The sequence below is a fragment of the Flavobacterium defluvii genome, assembly GCF_900129555.1.
In the GTDB taxonomy this organism is placed as follows: Bacteria; Bacteroidota; Bacteroidia; order Flavobacteriales; family Flavobacteriaceae; genus Flavobacterium; species Flavobacterium defluvii.
In genome coordinates this window covers 309,141-334,692 of sequence record NZ_FQWC01000003.1, presented here as the reverse complement: position 1 = coordinate 334,692, position 25,552 = coordinate 309,141, and the positions used below count along the sequence as shown (strand labels likewise).

Genomic DNA, 25,552 nt, shown 5'->3' with positions numbered 1-25,552 from the left:
TTTATTAAACAGTTATTAATAAGAATTTAAGTTCAAAATTTAGTCTTTCGTTCATAACGGAATTTGGAATTTTTTATTTGAATTAAAGCCAAAAACAATTTAATACCGCGCCTACTATGATTCGAAAACTACTTTTGTTTACCCGTTCTTTATTTTTATTATCCCCTAATTCTTCTAAAGAAAAAAAGTCTTTCACTCTTAGCTTAAAATTAGTTTGTTTGGGGATGTTTTTTGTTTTTTCGACTGCGAATGCTACGACTTATTATAGCCCTGCAAGCGGTAGTGGTTCACCAAGTACTCTAACAAACTGGTGGACAAATATGAATAGCACCGGAAGTAACCCTGCAAATTTTACAACAGCTGGAGATATTTTTATTATCCAAAATGGATATACTATGTCAACAACTGCTGCGTGGAGTTTAACTGGAAGTTTACAAATTGCTACTGGTGGAATTTTGACTGTTAATAATAATAACATATCAATTACGGGAACAACTACAATTTCTGGAACATTAAACCTAAGCAATAACACTGGATCCAAGACCTTTATAGGATTGGTAACAGTTAATTCTGGAGGAACCTGGAATAATTCTAGTAGTGTCGGGGTTACTTACAGAGGTGGTATTACCAATAACGGAACATTTACGACTGGGACAGGAGTTCAGACTTTTGACACAAATGCACAAACTTTAAACGGCACATTAAGTATCCCAAAACTAACTGCAAATATTGCTGTATCAAATAATGGTAATCTCACAATAACTGATACCCTTGCCGGATCTAGTTCTTTAACTAACAATTCAGGAGCAACCTTGAATTTAAATACTACTGCTACTACTACAATAAATACAATAACAAATTCCGGTACGACAAACGTAAATACAGGATCAGCAATTAATACAGTAACAGCAAATTTTGTAAATACAAATACAGGAACATTAAACTTAAATGGTTCGGGTACAATAGCCGGAATTACGAATAATGGAACTGTTAATTTAGCGAGTTCAGGAACAATCTCAACTTTTAACAATGCTACTGCCGCCAGTCAGCTTAACATTACAGCGGCAACAAATCCGATAACAACTCTTACTGCTACAGTTACAGGAAATACAGTAAACTATAATGGAACTGCACAAACAATAAAAGCTACAACATATTCAAATTTAACACTTTCAGGCTCTAACACAAAAACATTAGCAGCCGCAACAACCATTACCTCTGATGTAAATATTGTAAGTGGAGTAATATTAAGTACAAGCAGTAATAATTATAATTTAACAATCGGCGGAAATTTCACAAGTAGCGGCACATTCACTCCAGGAACAAGTACAGTGACATTAAATGGAGTAAATCAATCCTTTAACGTTCCAAATTTTTACGCACTTACTCTTACAGGAAGCGGTACAAAAACATTTGCTTCAACAGGGGCTACTACAATCTCAAACACTTTAACAATAAACTCAGGTATAATTGCTAATCTAGGAACACAAACTCATACTGCGAACACATTATTTTTAGGATCTACTCAATCCCTTCCGGGCTCTTGGGGTAGTTCAAGTTCTGCAGCAACCAATAAAAGTGATACTTATTTTGCTGCAACAACTGGACAGATAAACGTATCTTCAAGTACTTGTGCAAATTTCTCTACAGTGTTACAAATTACTAATGTAAGTTTAAATACATTATCAAAAACAAGTACAGGAACGACTGCATACGAAGATTTTACAGCAGATACTCCAACTACAATTACTCAGGGAAAAGGTTATTCTTTAACAGTGAGAGGAAATACAGGAGGAGATCAAAATGTTTATTATTCTGCATTTTTTGACTGGAATAATGATGGTGATTTTGATGACGCTGGTGAATATTATCAAATAGGAACTATTAGAAACTCAACAGGAACAACAGGAGCTGCATCAGTTTATATTACAGTGCCAAGTGTTGCTACTGGTAATATTAAAATGAGAGTTATTGGTCGTTTGTCAGGATATAACAATACCCCTTGTGCCATAAGCAGCAGCAGCGGACAAATGGAAGATTATAGAGTAACCGTACAATCAGGTTGTACAGGTACTGCAGGAGCCCCAGTAAGTTCTGCGTCTACTGTATGTCCAAATGTACCTTTCACAATTTCACTGCCAAGCAGCACATTATCAGATGGAGCTACTTATGTATGGCAGACTTCGCCTGATAATGCAGCCTGGTCAAATGCTACTGCTGCTCCAATAAATTTCTTTGGCCTTGAAGCTTTTAATTCATTACCAGCAAATACAAACGTTTATGGAAGTGCTTCTGTAACAGGAAACCAATTGCTTTTAACACCGGCAACTAATAGTTTGAACGGAGCATTTGTAATTCAAAATACTCCTGGTACAAATATGGACGCCTTTACTGTAAATTTTGATTATCAAGCATCTGGAGGTACAGGAGCTGATGGTTTTAGTTTAAGTTATGCAGGAGACATTACAAGCGATGCTGCAGGAGGAGAAAGCGGACAAGGATCTGGTATTATTGTGCAATTTGATACTTATGATAACGAAGGTGTAGCAACAGGAAGCCGTGTTAGAGTATTATATGCAGGAAATGTGCTTTTTAATTCTGCAATCGATGTACCCGCTTTAAGACCAACAACAGGAAATACTCCAGTAGTTTTAAGTGTAGATTCTAAAGGAAAATTAACCTTAAGAGTCAATGGTTCAATAGTTGTTTCAGATTTATCACTTCCAGCCGCATATCTTTCAACTAATAAATCAGCTTGGAAATTTAAGTTTGCAGCAAGAACTGGAGGTTCAAATGATAACCATATTATTGATAATTTATTGATAAGATACCAAGATGTTGTTAATTCAAATTCAACATTTGCTACTACTCAAACTGCAAAAACATATTATCGTGTACAAGTTACTTGTGGTACTACGACAACAACGACATCTGTTCTAGTAGACATGAGCACAGCAGTAATTACAACACAACCAACGACTCCAACAGCAGTTTGTTCTGGATCGGGTGTCCGCACGATTTCTGTTGCAGCAACTGGTTCTGGCTTAACTTATTCATGGAGATTAGGTGGAACTGCTGTCACTAATGGAGGCGTAATCTCTGGACAAGGTACAAACACACTTACGTTAACAAACCCTACAGCTGCAAATGCAGGAAGTTATACAGTTGTGATTAGTGATGCTTGTTCTACAAGTGTAACATCAAATGCTGTAACTGTAACTGTAAATCCAACTCCTACTTTAACTGGAGCTAGTCAAGCTGCTGCAGTATGTGCGGGATCTTCAGCTACTATTAATTTAACCGGATTATTAGCAAGCAGTACTTCTACTGTTTCTTATACAATCAATGGTGTAGCACAGACTCCAATTACAGGTGTTACTGCATCTGCAGGCGGAGCTGCAAGTTTTACTTCAGCTATATTAACAGCTGCAAATAATGGTCAGACTTTACAAATAACCGGAATTACAAATACAAGCAATACTCCTAACTGCAGTCAGTCATTTACAACTAATGTAACTTTAGCAGTAAATCCTTCACCAACTTTATCGGGTGCAAGTCAAGCTGCGAATGTATGTGTGGGATCTTCTGCAACAATAAATTTAACTGGACTACGAGCCAGCAGTACTTCTACTATTTCATATACAATTAACGGTACCGCTCAAACTCCAATTACGGGTGTTACAGCAAATGCATCGGGAGCAGGAAGTTTCAATACACCAGTATTAACAGCTGCAAATAATGGACAGATTCTACAAATAACCGGAATTACTACTACCAGTAGTACTCCTAACTGCAGTCAGTCATTTACAACTAATGTAACTTTAGCTGTAAATCCAACTCCAACTTTATCAGGAGCAAGTCAAGCTGCGAATGTATGCGTGGGATCTTCTGCAACAATAAATTTAACCGGATTAATAGCAAGCAGCACTTCTACTGTTTCTTATACAATCAATGGTGTAGCACAGACTCCAATTACTGGAGTTACGGCAAATGCATCGGGAGCTGCAAGTTTTAATACGCCTGCGTTAACTGCTGCAAATAATGGTCAGACGCTGCAGATAACTGGAATTACAACAACAAGCAGCACCCCAAATTGCAGTCAGTCATTTACAACTAATGTAACGTTAGCAGTAAATCCAACTCCAACTTTAACTGGAGCTAGTCAAGCTGCTGCAGTATGTGCGGGATCTTCAGCTACTATTAATTTAACCGGATTATTAGCAAGCAGTACTTCTACTGTTTCTTATACAATCAATGGTGTAGCACAGACTCCTGTAACTGGTGTTATTGCATCTGCAGGCGGAGCTGCAAGTTTTACCACTCCTGCATTAACTGCAGCAAACAATGGTCAGACTCTACAAATAATCGGAATTACAACTACAAGCAATACACCTAACTGCAGTCAGTCATTTACAACTAATGTAACGTTAGCGGTAAACGCTCTACCAGTTATCACAACTCATCCACAAACGATTACAGTTTGCGAAGGCAAAACTCATACATTTACTGTAGCTACATCTGCCGGAAGCCCAACTTATCAATGGCAATATTCTCCTAATAATTCGACTTGGACAAATACTAATGGGGCTCCAGGAGCAACGGGACATACAACTGCTTCATTGAGTGTTTCGAACATTGCATTGTCCTATTCTGGATATTATGTACGTTGTATTGTTACGACAGGGACTTGTTCTAGTACATCAAATTCGGCTTTATTAACAGTAAATCCTACACCAGCGGCACCAACGGCATCTGTAACAACTCAACCGACATGTGCTGCACCTACAGGAACTATAACCATTTCAAGCCCTGCTCCAGCTGCTGGAATTACATATAGTGTTGACGGAACCACTTTTACCAATACAACTGGTGTATTTACAGGATTAGCAGCTGGACCATATAATGTTACAACTAAAAACAGTTCAGGATGCGAATCTCCAATTACTGTTGTAACTATAAATGCTTATGCAGGAAAAACATGGAACGGTAGTGTAAGTACAAGCTGGAATACAGCAGGAAACTGGACACCAAGTGGTGTACCAACTGCTTCAGATTGTGTTACAATTCCAGATTTAACAGCTATAACAAACAAACCTCAAATAACAGGAACAAATACTGTTGCTCAAGGTTATACTCTTAACCTAAACAATAACAGTTTACTTACCGTACAAAGTACAAACACTTTAACCATTACAAGTACAGTAACGGTTAATACAGGAAGTACTTTAACTTTTGAAAATAATGCGAGTTTAGTGCAGACTACAAATGCTGTAAACAGCGGAAACATTGTTTACAAAAGAGATACACAGCCAGTTCGCCGCTACGATTTTACCTACTGGTCAACACCTGTAACTTCTACACCTGCGTTTACACTTTATGATTTATCTCCAACAACATTGGCTGATAAATATTACAGCTATGATTCCAACACAGGATGGGTAATAAACTACAACGGAACTTTACCTATGGCACCTGGAAAAGGATATATTGTAAGGGCACCGCAAGGTTTTAATATCAACACTACTGCGGTTTATTCAGCAACTTTTACCGGAGTTCCAAACAACGGAGATATCTCTTTTACCCCAGTTGCCACAAAATGGAATTTAATTGGGAATCCATATCCATCAGCAATCGATGCAGATATCCTTATCAATAATACCGGGGTTGGTGCATTATATTTCTGGACACACAATTCACCTCCAAACGGAAGCGTAGTTGGAGATGCCAGATACAATTATACAGCAGCAGATTATGCCGTATATACTTTAACAGGAAGTACAGGAACAGCAAGCGGTGCTGCAGTAATGCTAGGTAAAATTGCCGCAGGACAGGGATTCTTCTTTAAAGCAAGTACAGCCAGCAATATTGTCTTCACAAACAGTATGAGGGTTGCCGGAAACAACAGCCAGTTCTTTAAAACTGCACAGGCAAAAGACATCGAAAAAAATCGTCTCTGGTTAAACTTTGCAAATGCCGAAGGGGCATTCAAACAAGCTTTAATTGGTTATATTGAAGGAGCAACAAACAGTTTTGATCAAAATTATGATGCGGCAACTCTTAACGGGAATACCTATGTAGATTTTTACAGCATCAGTGAAGCTAAAAAATTAACCGTTCAGGGACGTGCCGTTCCTTTTGATGATGCTGAAATAATTCCGCTTGGATACAGAACTGCAGTTGCTGGAGAATTTATAATTTCTATAGATCATACAGATGGTTTATTTGACAATCAAAAGGTTTACCTTGAAGACAAAGTGACTAATACCATTTATGATTTAAAAGCCGGTGATTACAAATTCACAACAGAAATTGGAACATTTACAGATCGTTTCCAATTAAAATATACTAATAAAACATTAGGAACAGGAGATTTCGAAAATGTAAAAGACGGTCTTTTGGTCTCTCAGAAGAATAAAGTAATAAACGTACTTTCTTCAAAAGAAAACATCAAAGAAGTTTCTGTTTTTGATATTAACGGAAGACTTCTATATAACAAAAAGAAAGTTGAAGCTTTAGAATTGACTATTTCAAGCCTGCAAGCTGCCGAACAAGTTTTATTAGTAAAAGTTACTCTTGAAAACAAAGCCGAAATAACGAGAAAAGTTATATTCAAATAAAAAAATCCTACTTCCAAAAAAAAACCATTCCTTAAATACGGAATGGTTTTTTTTATTTTTGATAAATGTAAATTTATGCTTTTTCAATTAAAATACTCACGGCGTTTCCTCCAAAACCAACTGCATTTACCAAAACTCTTTTAATCGATTTATCCAGCTTTTTCGGTTCTGAAAATGGGGTTTCAATAAAAGTATCATTTTGTATCATTAAAAGCGCGAGTTCTAAACTCAACATTCCGGAAGCACCAAAAGTATGTCCGATTTTCCATTTATTAGTTGTCAATAATGGGAGCTTTAGGCCGAAAACTTTTTCAATAGCGCGCAATTCAGTCAGGTCACCTTTTATAGTTCCTGGTGCATGCATTACTATTGCATCAACACTTTCTATGCCTATATTTTTTAAAGCCATTTTCATCGATTTTTGAAAACAATCTGCTTCTGCAGAAATCGAAATATTGTGCTCCAAAATTTCTGTTGCATAACCCACTCCGATAACATAAGCGATTGCATTTTCTTTTTCTCCTGCTTCTAAACAGCAAACCGCCGCGCCTTCACCCAGAATCATAGTGTTTTGTGTTTTCTCAAAATCAAACGCAAGATTTGGCCATAAATCAATATCCTGATCTATTCTTGAATAAATTTTTAAAGCCCGCATTTGTCCAATCGTAAAATCAGTTAAAGGCGCTTCGCTTCCACCAGCCAAAAATTTATCAGCCATTCCGGATTTTAGCCACGCAATTCCATTTAAAAGTGCATGTAAAGCTGTAGAACAAGTAATAGAATGCGAAATCTCAGGACCTTCACTTTGTAAATCATGTGCAACCCAGGACGAGATATTTCCTAAAGTTGTAGTTGGTGAAGCAAGAGTTTGTGCTTTTCCTGTTTCAAGATATTCCTTGTAGTGTTTTTCGAATAAATCTGTTGCACCTCTTGAAGAACCAATATTGATTCCGAAAACATCATCTGAATTCCAGCCTGCATCCTGAACTGCTTTTCGTGAGGCTGCCAAAGCAAATAAAACTGAATTATCGAGAAATTTGTATTTACTATCAGATTCACGAATTTCATCAACAATTTGTTTCGATTCTATATCTAGCATCGCAACCGAAGTGTCCTTCCCGTCAAGAAAATGTTTTGTAAAACAATGCTTTTTGTCAAGGTATTTTTTCCAGACTTCATCGTTATTATTTCCTAACGGAGAAATAGACGAAAAAGCTGTTATGGCAATTTTTGGTGTATTCACAATAGTTTATTTATAACAAATGTCTGTAAAAAAATGGCACACTAACGACACGGATAAAACAGATTTATACAGAAATACTATTTTCTCTGTATAAATCCGTTTAATAAATTAAAATCTGAGGGCAAATTTATACCATTTCAATAGCTTCTTCAATAGTTGTGTATACTTTTTGAAGCTGTTGATTGGTCATAATATAAGGTGGTAAAATGTAAACGATATTACCTACCGGACGCAAAACCACTCCTTTTTCAATAAAAAAATTGTAAAGTTTTGTACGCATGGATCCGTAATAACTTTCTTCTGAATTGGATTTAATTTCAACAGCAAAAATAACTCCCAAAGTTCTGGCCGTAATTACTTTTGGATGGTTTTCGATTTTCTTTTGAAAACTTAAATGACTTGCATTTATTCTTTGAATATTTTGCTGCATTTGATTTGTCAGCAACAAATCCATACTTGCAAGAGCAGCCGCACAACCCGTTGGATTTGCGGTAAAAGTATGGCCGTGAAACAATGCTTTATTGATATCATCATCATAAAAAGCATCAAAAATATCTTGCGTAAAAGTCGTAATCGCCATTGGGATTGTTCCCCCTGTTAAAGCCTTCGAAAGACAAATCATATCAGGTTCTTCAGAAACATAATCCATTGCAAATGTTTTTCCGGTTTTACCAAAACCCGTCATTACTTCATCTGCAATTGTCAGGACATTATTTTCTTTACAAATCTGAATTAATTTAGCCAAAGCTTCCTGCTCGTACATTACCATTCCGGCTGCACCTTGTACTAAAGGTTCAAAAATAAAACCGGCACAATTATTATTTTTTATGGCATTTTCTAAAGCTTCAAAACTTGCCTGCTCCAGTCCTTTTACCGGAACCGGAATTCGAACTACATCTATAAACATTCCCTGAAAAGCCTGCGTATAAAATGAGATTCCACTCGCTGCCATTGCCGCAAAAGTATCTCCGTGAAAAGCATTCTCAAAAGCAATAATTGTGGTTCGTTTTTCATTTTTATTGAAAAAATACTGAAGCGCCACTTTTATTGCTACTTCAACAGCTGTTGAACCATTATCTGAAAAGAAAATTTTCTGTTGGTTTTTCGGCAGAATTTCCATTAACTTTTCGGCTACTTTTACAGCCGGTTCGTGCGTAAAGCCTCCAAACAAAACATGCTCTAAGGTCGTCAATTGTTTGTAAATCGCATCGGCAATAAATTTATTACTGTGCCCAAACGGATTTACCCACCACGAAGCAATTGCATCAATATATTCTTTGTTGTTTTCATCCCAAAGTAATGCGTCTTCTGCACGAGTAATCGCAATGGGTGTTTGTGAGGTTTTATGCTGTGTATAAGGATGCCAAAGATATTGGCTGTCTTTTTCTGTTAAGGTCATTTTTAAGAAAATAGAAGAAAGAGAATAGAAAAAAGACTAAACTCTATAGTTTACACAAAGATAAGAAAGTCTATTTTCTTTATTCTATAATCTTTACTCTACAAATCAAGTAAATTATCTCTGAATAAATCAGCATATTCTGCAATTACATTTTGATCAAAGTAGGGTTCTTCGTCAATTCTCCCTATACATTTGATTTTAGTTTTATTGAGAATTAAGCTTTCTGTTGATTTGTTTTCGCTTCCGCTGAAGATAATTCCGGCAACTTTAAAACCTTTATTTTGGATCGCTTCAATCGTTAATAAAGTGTGATTGATGCTTCCTAAATAATGTCTTGAAACAACAACAATTTTATAATCCGGTTTTATTAAATCGATAATAGTTTGTTCATCATTTAATGGAACAAAAATTCCGCCTGCACCTTCAATAACTAAGTTATTGTTTGTTTTAGGTTCTTGTATTTCATTTAATTGAATTGTGATTCCGTCAATTTCAGCCGCCCAGTGCGGACTTGCCGGCGTATTCAACTTATAACTGTTCTCAAAAAAACGGCTTTTTTTATTAGAGATTCTGGCTTTTACTTTATCAGTATCTGAATTATCTAAATCACCAGCCTGAACTGGTTTCCAATAATCAGCTTCTAAAGCTTCTACAATAACAGAAGAGGCAATTGTTTTACCAACATCTGTCGAAATTCCCGTTACGAATATTTTCATAAATGCGTTGTTTCGCAGAGATACACAAAGTTACTTTTTACTTTGCGCTATTTTGTGTTTTTCTTTGTGTATGTCTGTGTAATAATCTCTTCAAAAATACCAATAAAAAAACAAACCCTGCTGATCGTCGTGCGTGTCCATATACATTTTAGAAACTTTGTACAAAATTCCTTTATGAGTTTCAATCCGAATCAAAAATCCTTGTCCCCGTTCTTTCAAAATATATTAATTCCAAATAGGTTTTATTGTATAACCTGCTTTTCTTAATAAATTTATAACTCCAAATTCTCCAGCTAAATGTCCCGAACCTACAGCAAAAAACACACTTTGTTTTTTCATTAATTCGGGCATAATTTTTACCCAATTCTGATTTCTTTGGTCTAGAATAATCTTTTTTGTTTTATCACTGGTATACTTTTTATCAGTTGTATAATCATACATTTCATCAACATTTTCAGATTTGTATGCCAATACTAATTTTGCAGTTTCCTCAGATGCAGATTCTTCGAGCATAGAAATCATTTCGTCATTTGTATAAGCATTTTCGAGTATCCCAAATTGCTCTTTTACCGTCTCAAGTCCGCCAATTTCAATATTTCTTTTTTTAGCCTGTTCTATAAATTCCATTTCGTAGAATTTTAAATCATTACAGCCAAAGCTTTTCATAGAAATCAAACTCATCACCGTCAGTAAACTAAAACTGTCAACTTGCTGAACAGCCATTCCGGTAGTTTTTTTCAAAATGGCATCTAATTTTGCTAATTGATCCGGAGTTAATTTTTTACTTAAAGGTTCTTTTCCTATTGCCAGCTGCTGCATTTGAGACATTTCTTTTGGATCAGAAAAATTAATTTCTAAAACTAGTTTTTCTACAGATTCTAAAGCTTTCTTTGTTTTGTCTGTTAAAAAATAATCCGAAGAACAAATCATATGAATCGTTCCATACAAATAAGATGGTTTTGAAAGTCCGTTTCCGGAAACTTCCCACAAAAGAGAATTTTCTAATTTAGGAGATGTTTGAGCTTGTGTTTTTATTCCGAAAACAAGAAGTATTACTGATATAGATAGACTTACTATTTTTTTCATTTTTGAGATTGGTTTAGTTAATGATTAAAACTCATTTTGTAATTACTACCTGTAAGTATAAGATTAATCAAAACGTTACAAAAAAAATAGAAATATTTGGCCCACTGATAAAACCGATTAAACAGATTAACGCAGCATTAAATTTGGTTTTCTGTTATTTGTATAAATTAAACGTTTAAATTCAGGACTTTCTCCAAAATTCAAAAGTAAACCAACTTCCATTTTTGTCGATTTTAAATAATTCATCAATTGCGCTATATGTGAACTCAATAAATATTCACATGCTTTTAATTCTAATATAATTACATCATCAATTACAATATCAGCATAGTATTCACCAACTAATTGATTTTTAAAATACACCTTAATTTGTTTTTGAACTTCAACTTTATATCCTTTCGATTGTAATTCAAAATACATTGCATTTTGATAGACTTTTTCTAGAAATCCGTAACCTAATTGATTATAAACATCATAAAATATTTTTAGAATAGATTTTGATTTTTCTTTGTGTAGTAAGTGAGACATTATAAACTGTGTAAACCCGTTTAATTCGTTTAATCGGCGGTCTAATATACGTAATTTCTTAATAATTCTAAGACCTGACTAATTTCTTCTTCTGAATTATAACTGTGAATACAAAATCGCAAACGCTCCTGACCTTCAGGAACTGTTGGAGACAGAATGGGTTTTACATCAAAACCTTTATCCTGTAATTGCTGGGCTAATTTCTTGACGTTTTCATTTCCCTGAACAATAGCAGACTGAATAGCCGATTTGCTTCGAACAAACATTGGTTTTAATCCCAATAAGTTTTTTTGCTGATTGAAGAACACGATATTTTGACGCAGTTTTTCAATAGCTTCTTTTTCGATTTCTAATTGCTGATAAGCTGTTAAAATCGTAGCAACTGAATGTGGAGATAATCCTGTTGTGTAAATAAAACTTCGGGCAAAGTTTATTAAATATTCTTTGAGTTGAGGACTTCCAAGTACAGCTGCACCATGACAGCCTAAACCTTTTCCGAAAGTCATAATTCGGGCAAAAATTCTGTTGTGCAAATTTAAATATTGAGTCAAACCTTCGCCTTTATCCCCAAAAACGCCAAAAGTGTGGGCTTCGTCAACAATTAAATAACAACTATATTTTTCAGAAAGCTGGACTAATTCTTCCAGATTTGGGCTGTCACCATCCATAGAAAAAACTGTTTCTGTAACGATATAAATATTTGTAGTGGGAAACTTTAAGATAAGTCGTTCTAAATCTTCGAAATTATTGTGATTAAACTTATATGATTTTGCATTTGACATCACAATTCCGTCCCGAATTGAAGCATGACTTAACTCATCATATAAAATAACATCATTTCTTTGCGGTACAGCGCTAAAAAATCCCAAATTGGCATCATAACCCGAATTAAAAATTAAAGCGGCTTCTGCGTCATGAAATTGCGAAATAAAATTTTCTGCAATTTGATATAAAGAATGATTCCCCGAAATTAATCTTGAACCCGTTGCTCCGTTTTGAAAAATTTCATTTTCATGTAAATAACTATGCGTAAGCTTAAAAATAGTTTCAGATTTTGAAAAACCAATATAATCGTTAGAAGAGAAATCTACGAGATTATTAAACACAGGGAGTTTCCGAAGTGAATTATTCTGCATTCGGTTTTCAAGCTTCTGAATAAGATTTTCAGCTAATTTCATAAAAACAAAGTTATGAAATTGAAATTTGATATAAACAAACAGCGGGTTTTGATATTCCCGCTGTTTTAAATTGATTATTAAATAGCGCTTATAAAAGGCGACTGCCTGCTGTAATTTGACTTAATCAATTCTTTCACCATAAATACGGCGATATCAAATGCACTGATTTTATCCCCTAAACAGTCTTCTACATTAACTGCTATTTCAGAACTAATATCCGAAAATTCAATAAAAGGTACTCGAACCTGCGTCCAGTTTATATTACTTGCAACTAAAAGATCATACGCTTTTTGGCGGTCTTCCTGAATTACCGGAAAATTAGCTTTCATCCAATCTGTAGCCATAATTGTTTTTGGGCTTTTTTTATCGAATGGTGTATCAATGTTAAGACCAGCAAGAAGAACATAACGTTCGATTTTATAATCATTCATTACTCCCAAAACGTTCTTTGTTACATCACTTGCAACAAGAGGCTCGTCTTTTCTCTGACCAATAGTACTTATAACGGCCTGACAATCTTTTAGCAATAACTTTATGGATTCTAAATCGAGTGCATCACCTTGAATGATTTCAATTTTAGAGTTTTGAATTTCGAAATTTTGAGGATTTCTAATTAAAAGTTTTAAATTAAATCCTTCTTTTAACAACTGATTTACAAGATATTTTCCAGTTCTTCCACCACCGCCTAGAACAGCGACTTTTGATATATTTTTCATAGATATTCTTTATAAAATTTGACATAAATAATTTGTGCTTTATGAAACTAATAAAGCGAAAACATAAAAGCTTACTGAGCTTTTACCAATACGATCAATATTTTATAAAGAGATTATAATACTTCAAAAGTAAAAAATAAAAAAGTCAAACAAAAGTTTGACTCTCAAAATATTATAAATTTTCTTTTTCTATCCATTTAAAATTTCCTCTTTCAGTGGCATCTAGCAAGTTAACTTCCAATCCATTTGCTATTTTAAGCCCTAAATTAAAAGCAGACTGAGAATTAAGATGAACTGAGACAGATTTTTTCTTTGTTTCTGACAACCAGATTTGAACTTCAAAATCTCGATCTGAATGATTTTTATATACAGATACATATTGTATTTCCTTAAAAAGAATGTCTTTGCATAAAGGAATATTAAATAAAGTAAAATTGAAACGAACGTTTTTGATCGCAGAATTTGTATAAACTTTTTTAGTAAAAGTTAATCCGGCAGCACAGACAAACATAAAAAAAACCGCTACAGTAAATTTTAAACCATTCATAATCCTTCCTGTGTAATAAAGATCAAACATTTTAAGCGACATAGAAATGGTAAAATAATAAAGTGGTGCTGCCAAGATAAAATGCCAAAAAGATCTTTCTGATATATAAACTAATTTGTCTGATTCTTGATTTTTCATAAATCAAAAATAAAAAAAGCCAAACATTTCTGTTTGGCTTTTAAAATTATTTACAAAATTGTTTTTAGTCTACTAAAACAATTATCTTGTTATCTTTCATTTCGATTGTTCCTGACGTTATATCTAATGTATAAGTTTGGTCATTCACTTTCGTAAATTTATCTGCTACCTCTTTAGAAAAATTGAAACTAGACGCTGCAATTTTAATTGTTCCTTTTTCTAGAATAGAAACGATAGGAGCGTGATTATTCAAAATCTGAAAGCTTCCATCAACTCCAGGAAGTGTAACTGCAGTTACTTCTCCTGAAAATAATTTTGCTTCTGGTGATACTATTTCTAAAATCATATTTTTTTTAGTTAATAGTTGATGGCTGATGGTTGATGGTTGTTTCTAACAACTGACAACTAACAACTAACAACCAATATTATTATGCTTCAGCTAACATTTTTTCTCCAGCTTCGATAGCGTCCTGAATAGAACCTTTTAAGTTGAAAGCTGCTTCTGGAAGGTGATCTAATTCACCATCGATAATCATGTTGAAACCTTTGATAGTATCTTTAATATCTACTAAAACTCCCGGAATACCTGTAAACTGCTCTGCTACGTGGAATGGCTGAGACAAGAAACGTTGTACACGACGAGCTCTTGATACTGCAAGTTTATCTTCTTCTGATAACTCTTCCATACCTAAGATCGCAATGATATCCTGAAGTTGTTTGTATTTTTGAAGAATTTCTTTTACTCTTTGTGCACAGTTGTAGTGCTCATCTCCTAAGATATGTGGAGTTAAAATTCTTGAAGTAGAATCTAACGGGTCAACCGCAGGATAAATACCTAATTCAGCAATTTTACGAGACAATACAGTTGTTGCATCTAAGTGCGCGAAAGTTGTAGCCGGAGCCGGGTCAGTTAAGTCATCCGCAGGAACGTAAACCGCTTGTACAGATGTAATAGATCCTTTGTTTGTAGATGTAATACGCTCTTGCATTGCACCCATCTCTGTTGCAAGAGTTGGCTGGTAACCTACCGCAGATGGCATACGTCCTAAAAGTGCTGATACCTCAGAACCTGCTTGTGTAAAACGGAAGATATTATCAACGAAGAACAATACGTCTTTTCCTTGATCAGATCCAGCTCCATCACGGAAGTACTCAGCGATAGATAATCCTGAAAGTGCCACACGTGCACGAGCTCCAGGTGGCTCATTCATTTGTCCGAAAACGAAAGTAGCTTTAGACTCTCTCATTCCTGGCATATCTACTTTAGATAAATCCCATCCTCCATTTTCCATAGAGTGCATGAAATCATCACCGTATTTAATAATTCCTGACTCCAACATCTCACGAAGCAAGTCATTTCCTTCACGTGTTCTTTCACCTACTCCAGCGAATACTGAAAGTCCACCGTGACCTTTTGCAATATTGTTGATCAACTCCTGAATCAATACTGTTTTACCTACTCCGGCACCACCAAACAATCCAATTTTACCTCCTTTTGCATAAGGCTCGATCAAATCGATTACTTTAATACCTGTAAATAAAACTTCAGATGAAGTTGATAAATCTTCGAATTTTGGAGCTTGTCTGTGAATTGGCAGACCGTTTTCTCCAGTTTTTGGTAAATTACCTAAACCGTCAATGGCATCTCCAACAACATTAAATAATCTTCCATATACGTCTGGACCGATTGGCATTTGGATTGGATTTCCAGTTCCAACTACTTCATATCCTCTGCTTAAACCATCTGTTGAATCCATAGAAATGGTACGAACAGTGTTTTCACCAATGTGTGATTGTACTTCTAGAACTAATAAAGTTCCGTCTTTTTTAGTGACTTCTAGTGAATCATAAATTTTTGGAAGTTCAACATCTTTACCGTTGAAAACTACGTCTACTACTGGTCCAATGATTTGAGCAACTTTTCCTATTACTTTTGACATTACTTATGTATTTATTAAATAGCTATTTAGGTTTATCGAAAATACCTCTTTTTTCAGAGCGCAAAGATAATTTTTTAAAATATAAAATCAATTTTTTTTTCATAAAAAATAGCATGATTTTGTTTGATTCATAAAAACAGACTTTTAAACTGTCGTTTATGTCATTTTTTAACGAAATAAAAAAGCCACTACATTTTACAAAAACGAGTGGCTTTCTTAATTAAAAAAAATGGTATATTATAACGACGCCGGATATTGAATTGGATACAATCCTAAATCAACATGACGAAGTGTTGAACCGTATTTAGCGTTTATGGCATCTATAAAAATATTTGCAATTAAACCATACCCTCTTGCACTTGGATGAACTCCATCTAACGAAAAAGCTCCACCTGTAACGTATGTAGATGACATTGTGTAATTTCCAAATCTATATCCGCCGCTTGCTAATTGAGTTAAAATTGCTCTTGTGTCCACAAAAGCCAAACCTTTTTCTGCCGCAACTGCTGCAATAGTTGTATTATATGCATCTGTTGCTGTTTTGATTTCTGCAATTTCAGTTGGAATCAAAACATGTTTGTCCTGTAAAGGATAAGTTACTCCAAATTTATCCAATGGTGCCGGCGGTGCGATACCCAATCCAGAATCTGAAGCTTTTGGTGCGGCACCAATATCTGTTCTTGTTGGTAAAACTACTAAATCTGTTGCTCTTGCTTGTCTAGCCTGTCCAAAAACAGCTCCATAAAATGCTGCCGTTTGAGCCCCTAATGAAGGCGTAAAGGCTGCAGTAAGCTGAGCTGATAAATTCGTAAGTGATTCATCTTTTATCAATACAGGATTCGCTGCAGTTTCAGACAGCAAATTAATTCTGTCTCCTGCATTAAATGCTGTTAAAACTTGTTTTAGGGGGCCATATAATTGTGTGTTTAAAGCTTTGATTGTTGCTTTTCCTACTGCTTCGTTATTTCCTCCAAGAGATTTTGCTGTAAGCGGGTTATATGGAACAGTTGTAAAATATGGTAAAGCTGTAATATATGGAAGATTTGCTACTACCCCTTTTGCTCCATTTGCTGTTAAGGTTGTTGCCAATGCCGTATAAACATTTGCAAAAACTGTTGGATCTGTAATATCATTACCTCCATAAGTAGCCGGATTTAAGTTTCCTTTTTGATCTTTTCCAACCCCGCCAGATGTTGCATAACTTAAAACATCATTTCCTCCAATGAATAAGGAGAAGAATGTTGGTGCCTGCGTTGCTGCATCTGCCAAAACTGTTGTTGAAGGAGAACTTGCGAATCTGGCAAAATAAGGATTTGCTGCTCCTGTTGCTACTCCGGCAACATTTCCGTATCCAGCTGCAACTAAGTGAAAACTTTTTGCACCCGGAACTCCCAAGTTGTTAAACGGCCCTGTAAGATGTGCAGTAATTTCTGTTGTTGGCTTTCCTGTTACATTTACAGGAGCTTGTCCGTTAAAATACAAACGTGTTCCTGCCACAACATTTCCTCCTAATAACAATCCTCCAAGATTATCATTCATTAATGGTGTTGTAAAAGCACCGCCGCCGGCAGCCACAAATTGCTGTGCTAAAATGTTAGGATAAGCACCTTCCTGTCCTCTTTTGAAAAGAGCATTGTCGCTGTATCCCGCCGCAAAAGAATCTCCAAGAGCAACATATTTTGTAAATACTGCTGAACCGGGAATCACCGGAACTTCTTCTGGAGTATTATTGTCGTCATCATTATTACAAGCTGCTAAAAAGGTCAAAGAAACCATTAATAGCCATTTTATATTTTTTTTCATGTTAGTACTTTTTAAATTATTACCTCTCCATTTTTCGTCAGACCCCTTTACAAAAAGAAGCTAAAAATATTCACGTCAATAATTATTTCTTTTAAGGATTAATTGTCCATGAAGCAAACCATTGCTGACCTATCATACCTGCTCCAATTACCTGAAGATAATCTGACCCGAAAAGGTTTGTTGCACCTACTTTTATAACTGATTTTAGTTTTGGAAGTGCATAATTTATCTGAGCATCAAGAACAGTATTTTCCGGAATCATTCCATCTCCAAAAGAAGACTCCCATAAATATTCTGTATTCCATCTTACATTTACATTGAAACCTAAATTTTTAGTTACTTTAGAATTTCCTAATGAAGCTTTAATTCTGTGTTTTGGGGTATTAAATCCTGCCACGAAATCAGGATCATCTTTTTGATCAAAATTAAATTGAGCATAGTTATAATTTACTCCTAATTCAAAATCTTTATATACTTTTTTAGACAAACCAACACCAAATCCTAAAGAAGAAATTTGAGCCGTTGTATTCGTATAAACCTGATAGACTCTTCTATCACCAAAAGCCAATGCCTGGTAAGTTTTTTGTACTTCTGTATCTGCCGGATTAGTTCCTACAGTTCCATAATAAGGAGAAATAACTCTCGCCGTATTCATAAAATCATTATAAATATTGTAGTATCCGTTAATATCAATCGACAAATCGTTTTGAACAACTGTACGGTATCCAGCTTCAAAAGCTTGTACCTGCTCCGGCTTTACTAAACCAATATTTGCTACTTGAAGATCATTTGGATTTGAAGAAGCTGCAAAAGCCTGAACTGAAGCTACTGTATATGCATTGTGATAAGCGTTTTGACCTGACATTTGAATTGTCGCAGGCTGACCGGCAATTGCTTGTCCGGCAGAACTTACATTTACAGTTTCCTGAAAACGATCTAAGTTCTCTGCTGCAGAACCAATTAAAGCAAATGGTCCTAAGTCTAAACCAATGTATTGATCTTGCGTTGTTGGGTTGCGGAAACCTGTTTGATAAGAAACTCTAAAGTTATGTCTTTTAGATTCTCCTGCAGAATACACAAATGAGACTCTAGGAGAAACATTTCCATCAAAGTTTTGACTTTTATCATAACGTAAAGATCCTGTAAATTTCAATCTGTCATCTAAGAATTTTTTCTGTAATTGTGCATAAGCTCCGTATTCTTTATAATCAATTGGACCGTCATAATCTGTAAAGATTGTCCCTTCAGAGTTCATGATATATTTTCTCCAAGAACCTCCAACCTGAATTTCTGCCCATTTGATAATATCTCTAAAATTATAATTCACATCAGAATGGTATAATTTTGAATGATCGATAAATTTTGCTCCTTGTGTTAAATCTGGATTAGAGATAACTGTTTTAAGGGCATTATTAAATTGTGCAGATCCTGGTTCAAATCTAGGAGAACCAGTTGGTTTTGGAATAAAAGAAATCGCAGCAGGAAGAACATTATAATCTGCAAAATTTCTTGCGATTGCCGCCGACTCATTTGCATTTGTTCCCATAACAGCTCCCGCATATTGATAAGCAGTTGCATAGTTTGTAAACCATTCAGTATCTGATTTTGCCGCTCTGTTTACGTTCCATACAGCAAATCTCATATCGTATGAATCTCCTGCATCTTCACTTGTGAAATATATTCTACCAAAAAAGTTTTTCCCTTTTACTTCAAATTTTCCTTGCTGCATTAAGAAATCTTTTAAAGCATATCTGTTTGCTCCCTGATAAATAGTGCTCCCTGTACCAATTTTATATTGAAGTATAAATTCTGTATCATCTGCCCAAGGCTTGATATGAGCACTAAAATCAGCTTTCATACTTTTAACTTTATTATCAGTCAAATCCTGCTCACGGTAACCGGTTCTACTAACTTGTCCAACATTTGAAATAAAAGTAGTAACCTCATCACCATAGATATTTAATCCGTCATAGTTTTGATTTACTGCATGACTGTCTCCTCCAGGTGTCATACTTCTTTTATCTCCAGCAATCCACTCCGTAGCTCTCATATAAGTAAAGTTAGCTTTCATTGCGAAATGTTTTGTAAAAGCTTTTGCAGCTCTAATTCCAAAATCATTATAATCATTAGTTCCTGCAATGTCCTGACTCGTTTGCCCATATTTATAGTAAACACTTATTCCTTCATTTGTAAAAGGACTTTTACTATTCATAAACATAATTCCGTTAAAAGCGTTTGCACCATAAAGAGCAGAAGATGCTCCCGGCAAAAGTTCAACGCTTGCAACATCGATATCAGAAACACCAATTAAGTTTCCTAACACAAAGTTCAAAGCTGGGGAAGAGTTGTCCATACCATCAACCAATTGCATAAATCTGGTATTAGCAACAGTAGCAAAACCACGAGTATTTATTGATTTAAAAGAAATACTGCTCGTATTGAAATGCACTTCTTTTAAATTTTCCAATCCATCATAAAAAGTGGGAGCTGTTGTGTTTTTAATTTCCTGAATACCCATTCTTTCAATTGTAACAGGTGATTCAATAACTCTTTCAGGAGTTCTGGAAGCCGAAACCACAATCTCATCAAGTTTGGTTTCTTCATCTTTTAGAGTAACGTTTATTTTTTGATTTGCAGATGTAACATTGATTGTTTGAGCTTCAAATCCCACGGCAGATACCTTTATCAAAAATGGCAGTTTTTCATTTGTGGTCAATTTAAATGTTCCGTCAAAATCAGTCGATACACCTCCGCTGCCTCCAAGTACAACAACATTGGCACCGGGAATAGATTGTTTGTTACTGTCAGTAACTGAACCTGTAATTGTATTCTGCGCAAAAGATATTCCGCTGAAAAACAACATAATTAGCAAGTAGACTCTCATTAGGGTTAGTTTTTGGTTAGTTGTTATTAGTTTTAATAGCCAAAATACAAATATTTTTAATATTAATAAAAAAACGTTAAAAAAAATTCATATTCAGCACAATTTTTAAAACTATTTTAACTATTTCGTAATTGATTTTATTAGATAAAAATCAAATATTAAATAAAGAAAAACCACAATACTATGCATACATATAAATTTTTAATATTTTTCTGAGGATTTAATAAAAATACATATACAAGAAAAAAAATATGACAATAAAAAAAAGCGAGACCTAAATCTCGCTTTTTTAACATTATCATCAATAGTTCCTACTAATTTGAAGGTGATTCAATTTTTATTAGTCGATTTTGCAAATCTTCTATCTTTTTATTTTGCTCAATAATGTATAGTGTTAGTTCTTCAATTTTTTGAAGTAGTTTAATATTCATTTTAGATAAGTTGATTCCATCATTTTGCATTTCTTGTGCTGATGCAATTTCTGGTAGATGTTTATTCTCTTTAATAAATTTATCTAAAGATTCTAAGGACTTAAGGTTATAATCTTTTTCAAATACAAAGTCTGCTCCGGCATCGACAGTTACTTTTACCTCACGAGAACTAATGTTTCCTGCAACAGTAAGCCTTTCTGTTGGTGTTGTTGTGCCAATTCCAACCTTACCATTTGTAATTTGCATTACACTTCTACTGCTCCAGTCTCCAAAACGTATTCCTCCATACCAGTGTATATCTAAACCTGAAGATCCCGTAACACTATAATGCCCAATTGTATAATTATAAGCATCATTAAATCCAACTATTGGCAAAGTCGCCTGACTATGAATAGTTGATGTAAAGAATATAAAAACAACCACAACCCTTTGAATTAAATTTAGTTTTTTCATTATTATTTTTTCTTAGATAGCACTATCTTTTTTAGGTTATTAATTTCAGTTGTTTGTTTTTTATTTTCTTTTTCCATCTTAATTATATATAGAGTCAGCTCTTCAATCTTCTGGAGTAACTTAGTATTCATGTCTCCTAAATTAATACCATCTTTTAAAACCTCTTCTTCACTTGGAATATTTTCTAAATGACCTTTCTCAGCAATATGTTTTTCTACTTCTTCAAGTGTTGGCAGTTGATATTCTTTTTTAAAAACGAAATCTGCCCATCCTGTTGCCTGCACTTTTACTTCTCTTGCTCCAATTGATCCTTCAACAGCCAGTTTATGATTTCCGGTTGTATTTGTACCGATACCTAAACTTCCATTTGAAGTTAAAATCATTTTTCTTATGCCATAAGAATCCCAGGAAAACAGAGGTCTTGTACTTACAACTGAGCCATTACGTCTGGAATCAAAAACCATAATAGGATTTTCACCGCTGTCATTTGCAGTTTCAATCATACCTGTTAAATAAAGTGCCGCTCGATTGTCAGTTACATGATATCCTTGTAAAAGGGGAATAAATCGATTGTCATCGCCTGTTGCATTTACAATTCTTATATAATCTTGCGAGGCATCACTTATGCTTAATTTTAATAATGCTTCAGAACCTACAATAGAGGGAGTAAAAACTTCAAGACTAGTCGATGGAGTTTTAGTTCCAATACCAAAATTTCCAGTAGTAATATAACTATTGCCAACTCCTTGTAATTTTAGACTACCCGAAGATTCAACATCGCTTTTAGAATCTAACAAGGTTCTCCATTCCGACCATGCATTTTGATTATAAAATGCACTTCTGTACATTATTTTATCACCTTCCCAAGTACTTTTAAAATATAGTTGAGAAACCAAGTGTGCATATTTTCCATAAATTTCCAACAAAGATCCGTAAGTTGATGGCGCACCAGCTCCAGCATAATTATCCCAAAGTTTTATAGACATTGAGTTAATTCCAACCCTTGGCAGTGCATTAAAATCTTTTTGTTCTGTGTTCCATCTTAAACTGTTAGAACCTAAATTACCATCAAAAGTCTGGCAATAAATAAATGCATTAAAAAGCATTACTGCAAAAAACATTATTTTTTTCATATTTAAATTTTTATTTTTTATAAGTTAAGTCTTGTTAATTAAAATTTTGAAACAAAATTATTTTATCTATTGGATGTCATCTTTCAAATTTTCATGCGTAATTACTTAAAAATCAAATCAAATGTCTAACCACTCTAAATGATATGTAGCACCGGGAATAAAACTACTCTAAGTTTAATATCTTAATTATATTCTCATCAAATGGATTTTTTGAATTAATCATAATTATATAAAAACTTTGATGCCCCTTGTAAAATAAAAATACTGTTGGAGTTGGTCCCTTAGTAAAATCTGAAAGTACTTGATGTTCTCCTTTTTCATTGCTGAAGGACATTTGATTTATTGAACCATAAAACCCCTTATAATTAGTACCCTTAAAGGTTCTCTGTATTTTTGAATAATTATCTAGGTTTACATTTATGGCAGAATTAAAAACAAAACCATAGCTAATCGTAATTTCCATGTCGCTATTCTTATTTAATATTTCTCCAGACTCAAACTTCACATCTTCAAGATTAACATTTTGGTTAATAGTTGATTTTTTCAATTCAGCATTGCCCAGATCTTTAAATTCCCATACTACTATATTATAAATGTCTCTATAATCAAAGTTGTTATAAACATCTCTTTCTTTTACATAACTATAACAAAAATTAGTATTAATATCTTTTTTAGCAGAGTCTTTAAAAATCCACATATATTGTTTGTAAGTCTGCCAATCCGAAGAGTGGCTGTATCTTATAACACCATAAAAGAAATAAGATAAATAGCTAATTACTAGCACGCTTACACTTGCTATTATCATTTTCAAAGTCTTATTCATATCAAAATTCAGTTAAATATTGCATCCCCCCGCTGGCGCGAGCATCTTGCTCGTGAACACAATCTGAATCTATTTATATTTTATTAGAAGATAACTCCTGTTTTATTCCCAAATTTATTTTCTACTCATCTTTTTTTATTTGGTATGAGCTAATTCTCTTTGCGTTCACGAGCAAGATGCTCACGCCAGCAGGGGGAAACCATCTGAAATTATATATTATATTCATTGCAAATATTCATATTATTGAAACAATGAACTTTGATTACAGTAAGTTTCTAATAGGTATTTCGAACAAATTGCACCCCAAAATAATGAAGAAATTAAAATCAAAAAAAATAAAATAGTAGCTATTATAGAAATTTTATTACTTTCTAAAAATGTTGATTTTGAAATTACAATTCTTTTTCCTCGTTCAGATCTAAAAAAATAAAAATAATTGAATAATAAGAACAAAATACCTATTCCAATCATTAACCATTTATCCATCTTTATACAAAAAAACCGAATTAAAATAATATCAGTAAAAACGCTTACAAAAAAACCCTCTCCAATACCTAGAGCCCAAACAGTTAGTGCATGCGGTTCATCTTCTTTCAAGATTTTTTTATAAAATAGGTAACAATAATAATATATAACATCCATAAAAAACACGTAAATTTAATATCCAAATTTTTCTCTTCCCCCTCTGGCGCAAGCATCTTGCTCATGAACACAATCTGAATTTATTTATATTTTATTAAAAGATAACTCCTGTTTTATTCCCAAATTTATATTTTCTACACATTCTTTTTTATTTGGTATGGGCTAACTCACTTTGCGTTCACGATCAAGATGCTCGCGCCAGCAGAAGAGACAACTACTCTAAGTTTAATATCTTAATTATATTCTCATCAAATGGATTTTTTGAATAAATCATAATTACATAAAAACTCTGATGCGCCTTGTAAAATAAAAATAATGCTGGTGTTAGTCGCTTAGTAAAATCTGAAAGTATTTGGTGTTCTCCTTTTTCATTGCTGAAGGACATTTGATTTATTGAACCATAAAACCCCTTATAATTAGTACCCTTAAAGGTTCTCTCTATTTTTGAATAATTATCTAGGTTTACATTTATGGCAGAATTAAAAACAAAACCATATTTAATTGTTAATTCTAAGTTACCCCCTTTATTTAATATTTCTCCAGACTCAAACTTCACATCTTCAAGATTAACATTTTGTTTAATGGTTGATTTTTTCAATTCAGCATTACCCAGATCTTTAAATTCCCATACCATCACATTATAAATGTCTTTATAATCAAAATTATTATAGACATCCCTTTCTTTTACATAACTAAAGCAGAAATTAGTATTAATATCTTTTTTAGCAAAGTCTTTAAAAATCCACATATATTGTTTGTAAGTCTGCCAATCCGAAGAGTGGCTGTATCTTATAACACCATAAAAGAAATAAGATAAATAGCTAATTACTAGCACGCTTACACTTGCTATTATTATTTTAAAAGTTTTATTCATATCAAAATTCAGTTAAATATTGCATTCCTTGTGCTGTTAACTGGGCAATCATTTCGTTTTGACCTCAATTCCTATTTTATTTAATTCTTGTATAATTTCTTCAATATTTTCATCATACCAACCATCTAGCTCGCTTACGCTAAATAAGCTTTTTTCTTCTCCTTTTTTATAAATTCTAAAACGTGTACCCCAAGCTTTTCCTTCATTTTCTTGTTTATAAGTAAACAATAAATCCTCATACCTATATGATTTTATATCTTTTTTAAAAAACCACTTATTAAAAATCAATTGAATATGATCATTTTGAAACTCTATAGAACTTAAACTCTTAATAAGAGAGAAAATTACATTAGGAATAATTACAGTTAAAATCCAAACCATAAATATCTTTCCAAGATTTA

19 protein-coding genes are annotated in these 25,552 nt (G+C 33.9%); 1 reads left to right on the top strand and 18 read right to left on the bottom strand.

What is annotated here, in order from left to right; all coding sequences use genetic code 11:
• Window positions 1-224 precede the first annotated feature (224 nt).
• Window positions 225-6,617: a T9SS sorting signal type C domain-containing protein gene (locus BUC29_RS09060; protein ID WP_073415475.1), complete on the top strand. Its 6,393-nt coding sequence runs from the start codon at window positions 225-227 to the stop codon at window positions 6,615-6,617.
• 73 nt (window positions 6,618-6,690) lie between these two features.
• On the opposite strand, the gene BUC29_RS09055 is transcribed toward BUC29_RS09060, so the two are convergent.
• The 18 genes from BUC29_RS09055 to BUC29_RS08965 all read right to left on the bottom strand — a co-directional run bounded on the left by BUC29_RS09055 (window position 6,691) and on the right by BUC29_RS08965 (window position 25,532).
• Window positions 6,691-7,860: a beta-ketoacyl synthase N-terminal-like domain-containing protein gene (locus tag BUC29_RS09055; RefSeq protein WP_073415472.1), complete on the bottom strand. Its 1,170-nt coding sequence runs from the start codon at window positions 7,858-7,860 to the stop codon at window positions 6,691-6,693.
• A 127-nt stretch (window positions 7,861-7,987) separates the two neighbouring features.
• Window positions 7,988-9,259, bottom strand: a complete 1,272-nt coding sequence (gene bioA / locus BUC29_RS09050) for an adenosylmethionine--8-amino-7-oxononanoate transaminase (protein WP_073415470.1) — start codon at window positions 9,257-9,259, stop codon at window positions 7,988-7,990.
• Window positions 9,260-9,357: 98 nt separating this feature from the next.
• On the bottom strand, window positions 9,358-9,975 hold the full coding sequence (bioD, locus tag BUC29_RS09045; RefSeq protein WP_073415468.1) for a dethiobiotin synthase: 618 nt from the start codon (window positions 9,973-9,975) through the stop codon (window positions 9,358-9,360).
• Between the two features lie 225 nt (window positions 9,976-10,200).
• Entirely contained in the window at window positions 10,201-11,061 is an 861-nt protein-coding gene (locus tag BUC29_RS09035; RefSeq protein WP_073415466.1) for a TraB/GumN family protein, read from the bottom strand.
• A gap of 126 nt (window positions 11,062-11,187) precedes the next feature.
• Complete coding sequence (locus BUC29_RS09030; RefSeq protein ID WP_073415464.1) at window positions 11,188-11,589, bottom strand: GxxExxY protein; 402 nt, start codon at window positions 11,587-11,589, stop codon at window positions 11,188-11,190.
• 41 nt (window positions 11,590-11,630) lie between these two features.
• Window positions 11,631-12,767: an aminotransferase class I/II-fold pyridoxal phosphate-dependent enzyme gene (locus tag BUC29_RS09025; protein ID WP_073415462.1), complete on the bottom strand. Its 1,137-nt coding sequence runs from the start codon at window positions 12,765-12,767 to the stop codon at window positions 11,631-11,633.
• Window positions 12,768-12,844: 77 nt separating this feature from the next.
• Window positions 12,845-13,483, bottom strand: a complete 639-nt coding sequence (locus BUC29_RS09020; RefSeq protein ID WP_073415460.1) for an NAD(P)-dependent oxidoreductase — start codon at window positions 13,481-13,483, stop codon at window positions 12,845-12,847.
• Window positions 13,484-13,655: 172 nt separating this feature from the next.
• Window positions 13,656-14,168, bottom strand: a complete 513-nt coding sequence (locus BUC29_RS09015) for a hypothetical protein (protein ID WP_073415458.1) — start codon at window positions 14,166-14,168, stop codon at window positions 13,656-13,658.
• A 64-nt stretch (window positions 14,169-14,232) separates the two neighbouring features.
• On the bottom strand, window positions 14,233-14,514 hold the full coding sequence (locus BUC29_RS09010) for a F0F1 ATP synthase subunit delta/epsilon (RefSeq protein WP_073415456.1): 282 nt from the start codon (window positions 14,512-14,514) through the stop codon (window positions 14,233-14,235).
• 82 nt (window positions 14,515-14,596) lie between these two features.
• Window positions 14,597-16,108 carry a F0F1 ATP synthase subunit beta gene (gene atpD, locus BUC29_RS09005; protein WP_073415454.1) on the bottom strand — a complete coding sequence of 504 codons (1,512 nt, stop codon included), beginning with the start codon at window positions 16,106-16,108 and terminating at the stop codon, window positions 14,597-14,599.
• Window positions 16,109-16,345: 237 nt separating this feature from the next.
• Entirely contained in the window at window positions 16,346-17,911 is a 1,566-nt protein-coding gene (locus BUC29_RS09000) for an SGNH/GDSL hydrolase family protein (RefSeq protein ID WP_073415452.1), read from the bottom strand.
• A 91-nt stretch (window positions 17,912-18,002) separates the two neighbouring features.
• Complete coding sequence (locus BUC29_RS08995) at window positions 18,003-20,795, bottom strand: TonB-dependent receptor (protein WP_073415449.1); 2,793 nt, start codon at window positions 20,793-20,795, stop codon at window positions 18,003-18,005.
• Window positions 20,796-21,109: 314 nt separating this feature from the next.
• Window positions 21,110-21,679 (bottom strand): tail fiber protein, encoded by a 570-nt coding sequence (locus tag BUC29_RS08990; protein WP_073415447.1) that lies wholly within the window; start codon window positions 21,677-21,679, stop codon window positions 21,110-21,112.
• Between the two features lie 2 nt (window positions 21,680-21,681).
• Window positions 21,682-22,812 (bottom strand): hypothetical protein, encoded by a 1,131-nt coding sequence (locus BUC29_RS08985; protein ID WP_073415445.1) that lies wholly within the window; start codon window positions 22,810-22,812, stop codon window positions 21,682-21,684.
• Window positions 22,813-22,975: 163 nt separating this feature from the next.
• Window positions 22,976-23,635, bottom strand: coding sequence for a hypothetical protein (locus tag BUC29_RS08980; RefSeq protein ID WP_167369529.1), 660 nt, complete (start codon window positions 23,633-23,635; stop codon window positions 22,976-22,978).
• 240 nt (window positions 23,636-23,875) lie between these two features.
• Window positions 23,876-24,232, bottom strand: a complete 357-nt coding sequence (locus tag BUC29_RS21705) for a hypothetical protein (protein WP_244160802.1) — start codon at window positions 24,230-24,232, stop codon at window positions 23,876-23,878.
• A 259-nt stretch (window positions 24,233-24,491) separates the two neighbouring features.
• Window positions 24,492-25,151 (bottom strand): hypothetical protein, encoded by a 660-nt coding sequence (locus tag BUC29_RS08970; RefSeq protein WP_073415439.1) that lies wholly within the window; start codon window positions 25,149-25,151, stop codon window positions 24,492-24,494.
• Between the two features lie 48 nt (window positions 25,152-25,199).
• Window positions 25,200-25,532, bottom strand: a complete 333-nt coding sequence (locus tag BUC29_RS08965) for a hypothetical protein (RefSeq protein WP_167369528.1) — start codon at window positions 25,530-25,532, stop codon at window positions 25,200-25,202.
• Window positions 25,533-25,552: the final 20 nt, after the last annotated feature.

Coding starts and splice junctions, on each gene's coding strand:
- BUC29_RS09060 (WP_073415475.1), top strand. CDS start 225: ATGTTTTTTGTTTTTTCGACTGCGAATGCTACGACTTATTATAGCCCT.
- bioA (WP_073415470.1), bottom strand. CDS start 9,259: ATGACCTTAACAGAAAAAGACAGCCAATATCTTTGGCATCCTTATACA.
- bioD (WP_073415468.1), bottom strand. CDS start 9,975: ATGAAAATATTCGTAACGGGAATTTCGACAGATGTTGGTAAAACAATT.
- BUC29_RS09035 (WP_073415466.1), bottom strand. CDS start 11,061: ATGAAAAAAATAGTAAGTCTATCTATATCAGTAATACTTCTTGTTTTC.
- BUC29_RS09030 (WP_073415464.1), bottom strand. CDS start 11,589: ATGTCTCACTTACTACACAAAGAAAAATCAAAATCTATTCTAAAAATA.
- BUC29_RS09025 (WP_073415462.1), bottom strand. CDS start 12,767: ATGAAATTAGCTGAAAATCTTATTCAGAAGCTTGAAAACCGAATGCAG.
- BUC29_RS09020 (WP_073415460.1), bottom strand. CDS start 13,483: ATGAAAAATATATCAAAAGTCGCTGTTCTAGGCGGTGGTGGAAGAACT.
- BUC29_RS09015 (WP_073415458.1), bottom strand. CDS start 14,168: ATGAAAAATCAAGAATCAGACAAATTAGTTTATATATCAGAAAGATCT.
- BUC29_RS09010 (WP_073415456.1), bottom strand. CDS start 14,514: ATGATTTTAGAAATAGTATCACCAGAAGCAAAATTATTTTCAGGAGAA.
- atpD (WP_073415454.1), bottom strand. CDS start 16,108: ATGTCAAAAGTAATAGGAAAAGTTGCTCAAATCATTGGACCAGTAGTA.
- BUC29_RS09000 (WP_073415452.1), bottom strand. CDS start 17,911: ATGAAAAAAAATATAAAATGGCTATTAATGGTTTCTTTGACCTTTTTA.
- BUC29_RS08995 (WP_073415449.1), bottom strand. CDS start 20,795: ATGAGAGTCTACTTGCTAATTATGTTGTTTTTCAGCGGAATATCTTTT.
- BUC29_RS08990 (WP_073415447.1), bottom strand. CDS start 21,679: ATGAAAAAACTAAATTTAATTCAAAGGGTTGTGGTTGTTTTTATATTC.
- BUC29_RS08985 (WP_073415445.1), bottom strand. CDS start 22,812: ATGAAAAAAATAATGTTTTTTGCAGTAATGCTTTTTAATGCATTTATT.
- BUC29_RS08980 (WP_167369529.1), bottom strand. CDS start 23,635: ATGAATAAGACTTTGAAAATGATAATAGCAAGTGTAAGCGTGCTAGTA.
- BUC29_RS08970 (WP_073415439.1), bottom strand. CDS start 25,151: ATGAATAAAACTTTTAAAATAATAATAGCAAGTGTAAGCGTGCTAGTA.
- BUC29_RS08965 (WP_167369528.1), bottom strand. CDS start 25,532: ATGGTTTGGATTTTAACTGTAATTATTCCTAATGTAATTTTCTCTCTT.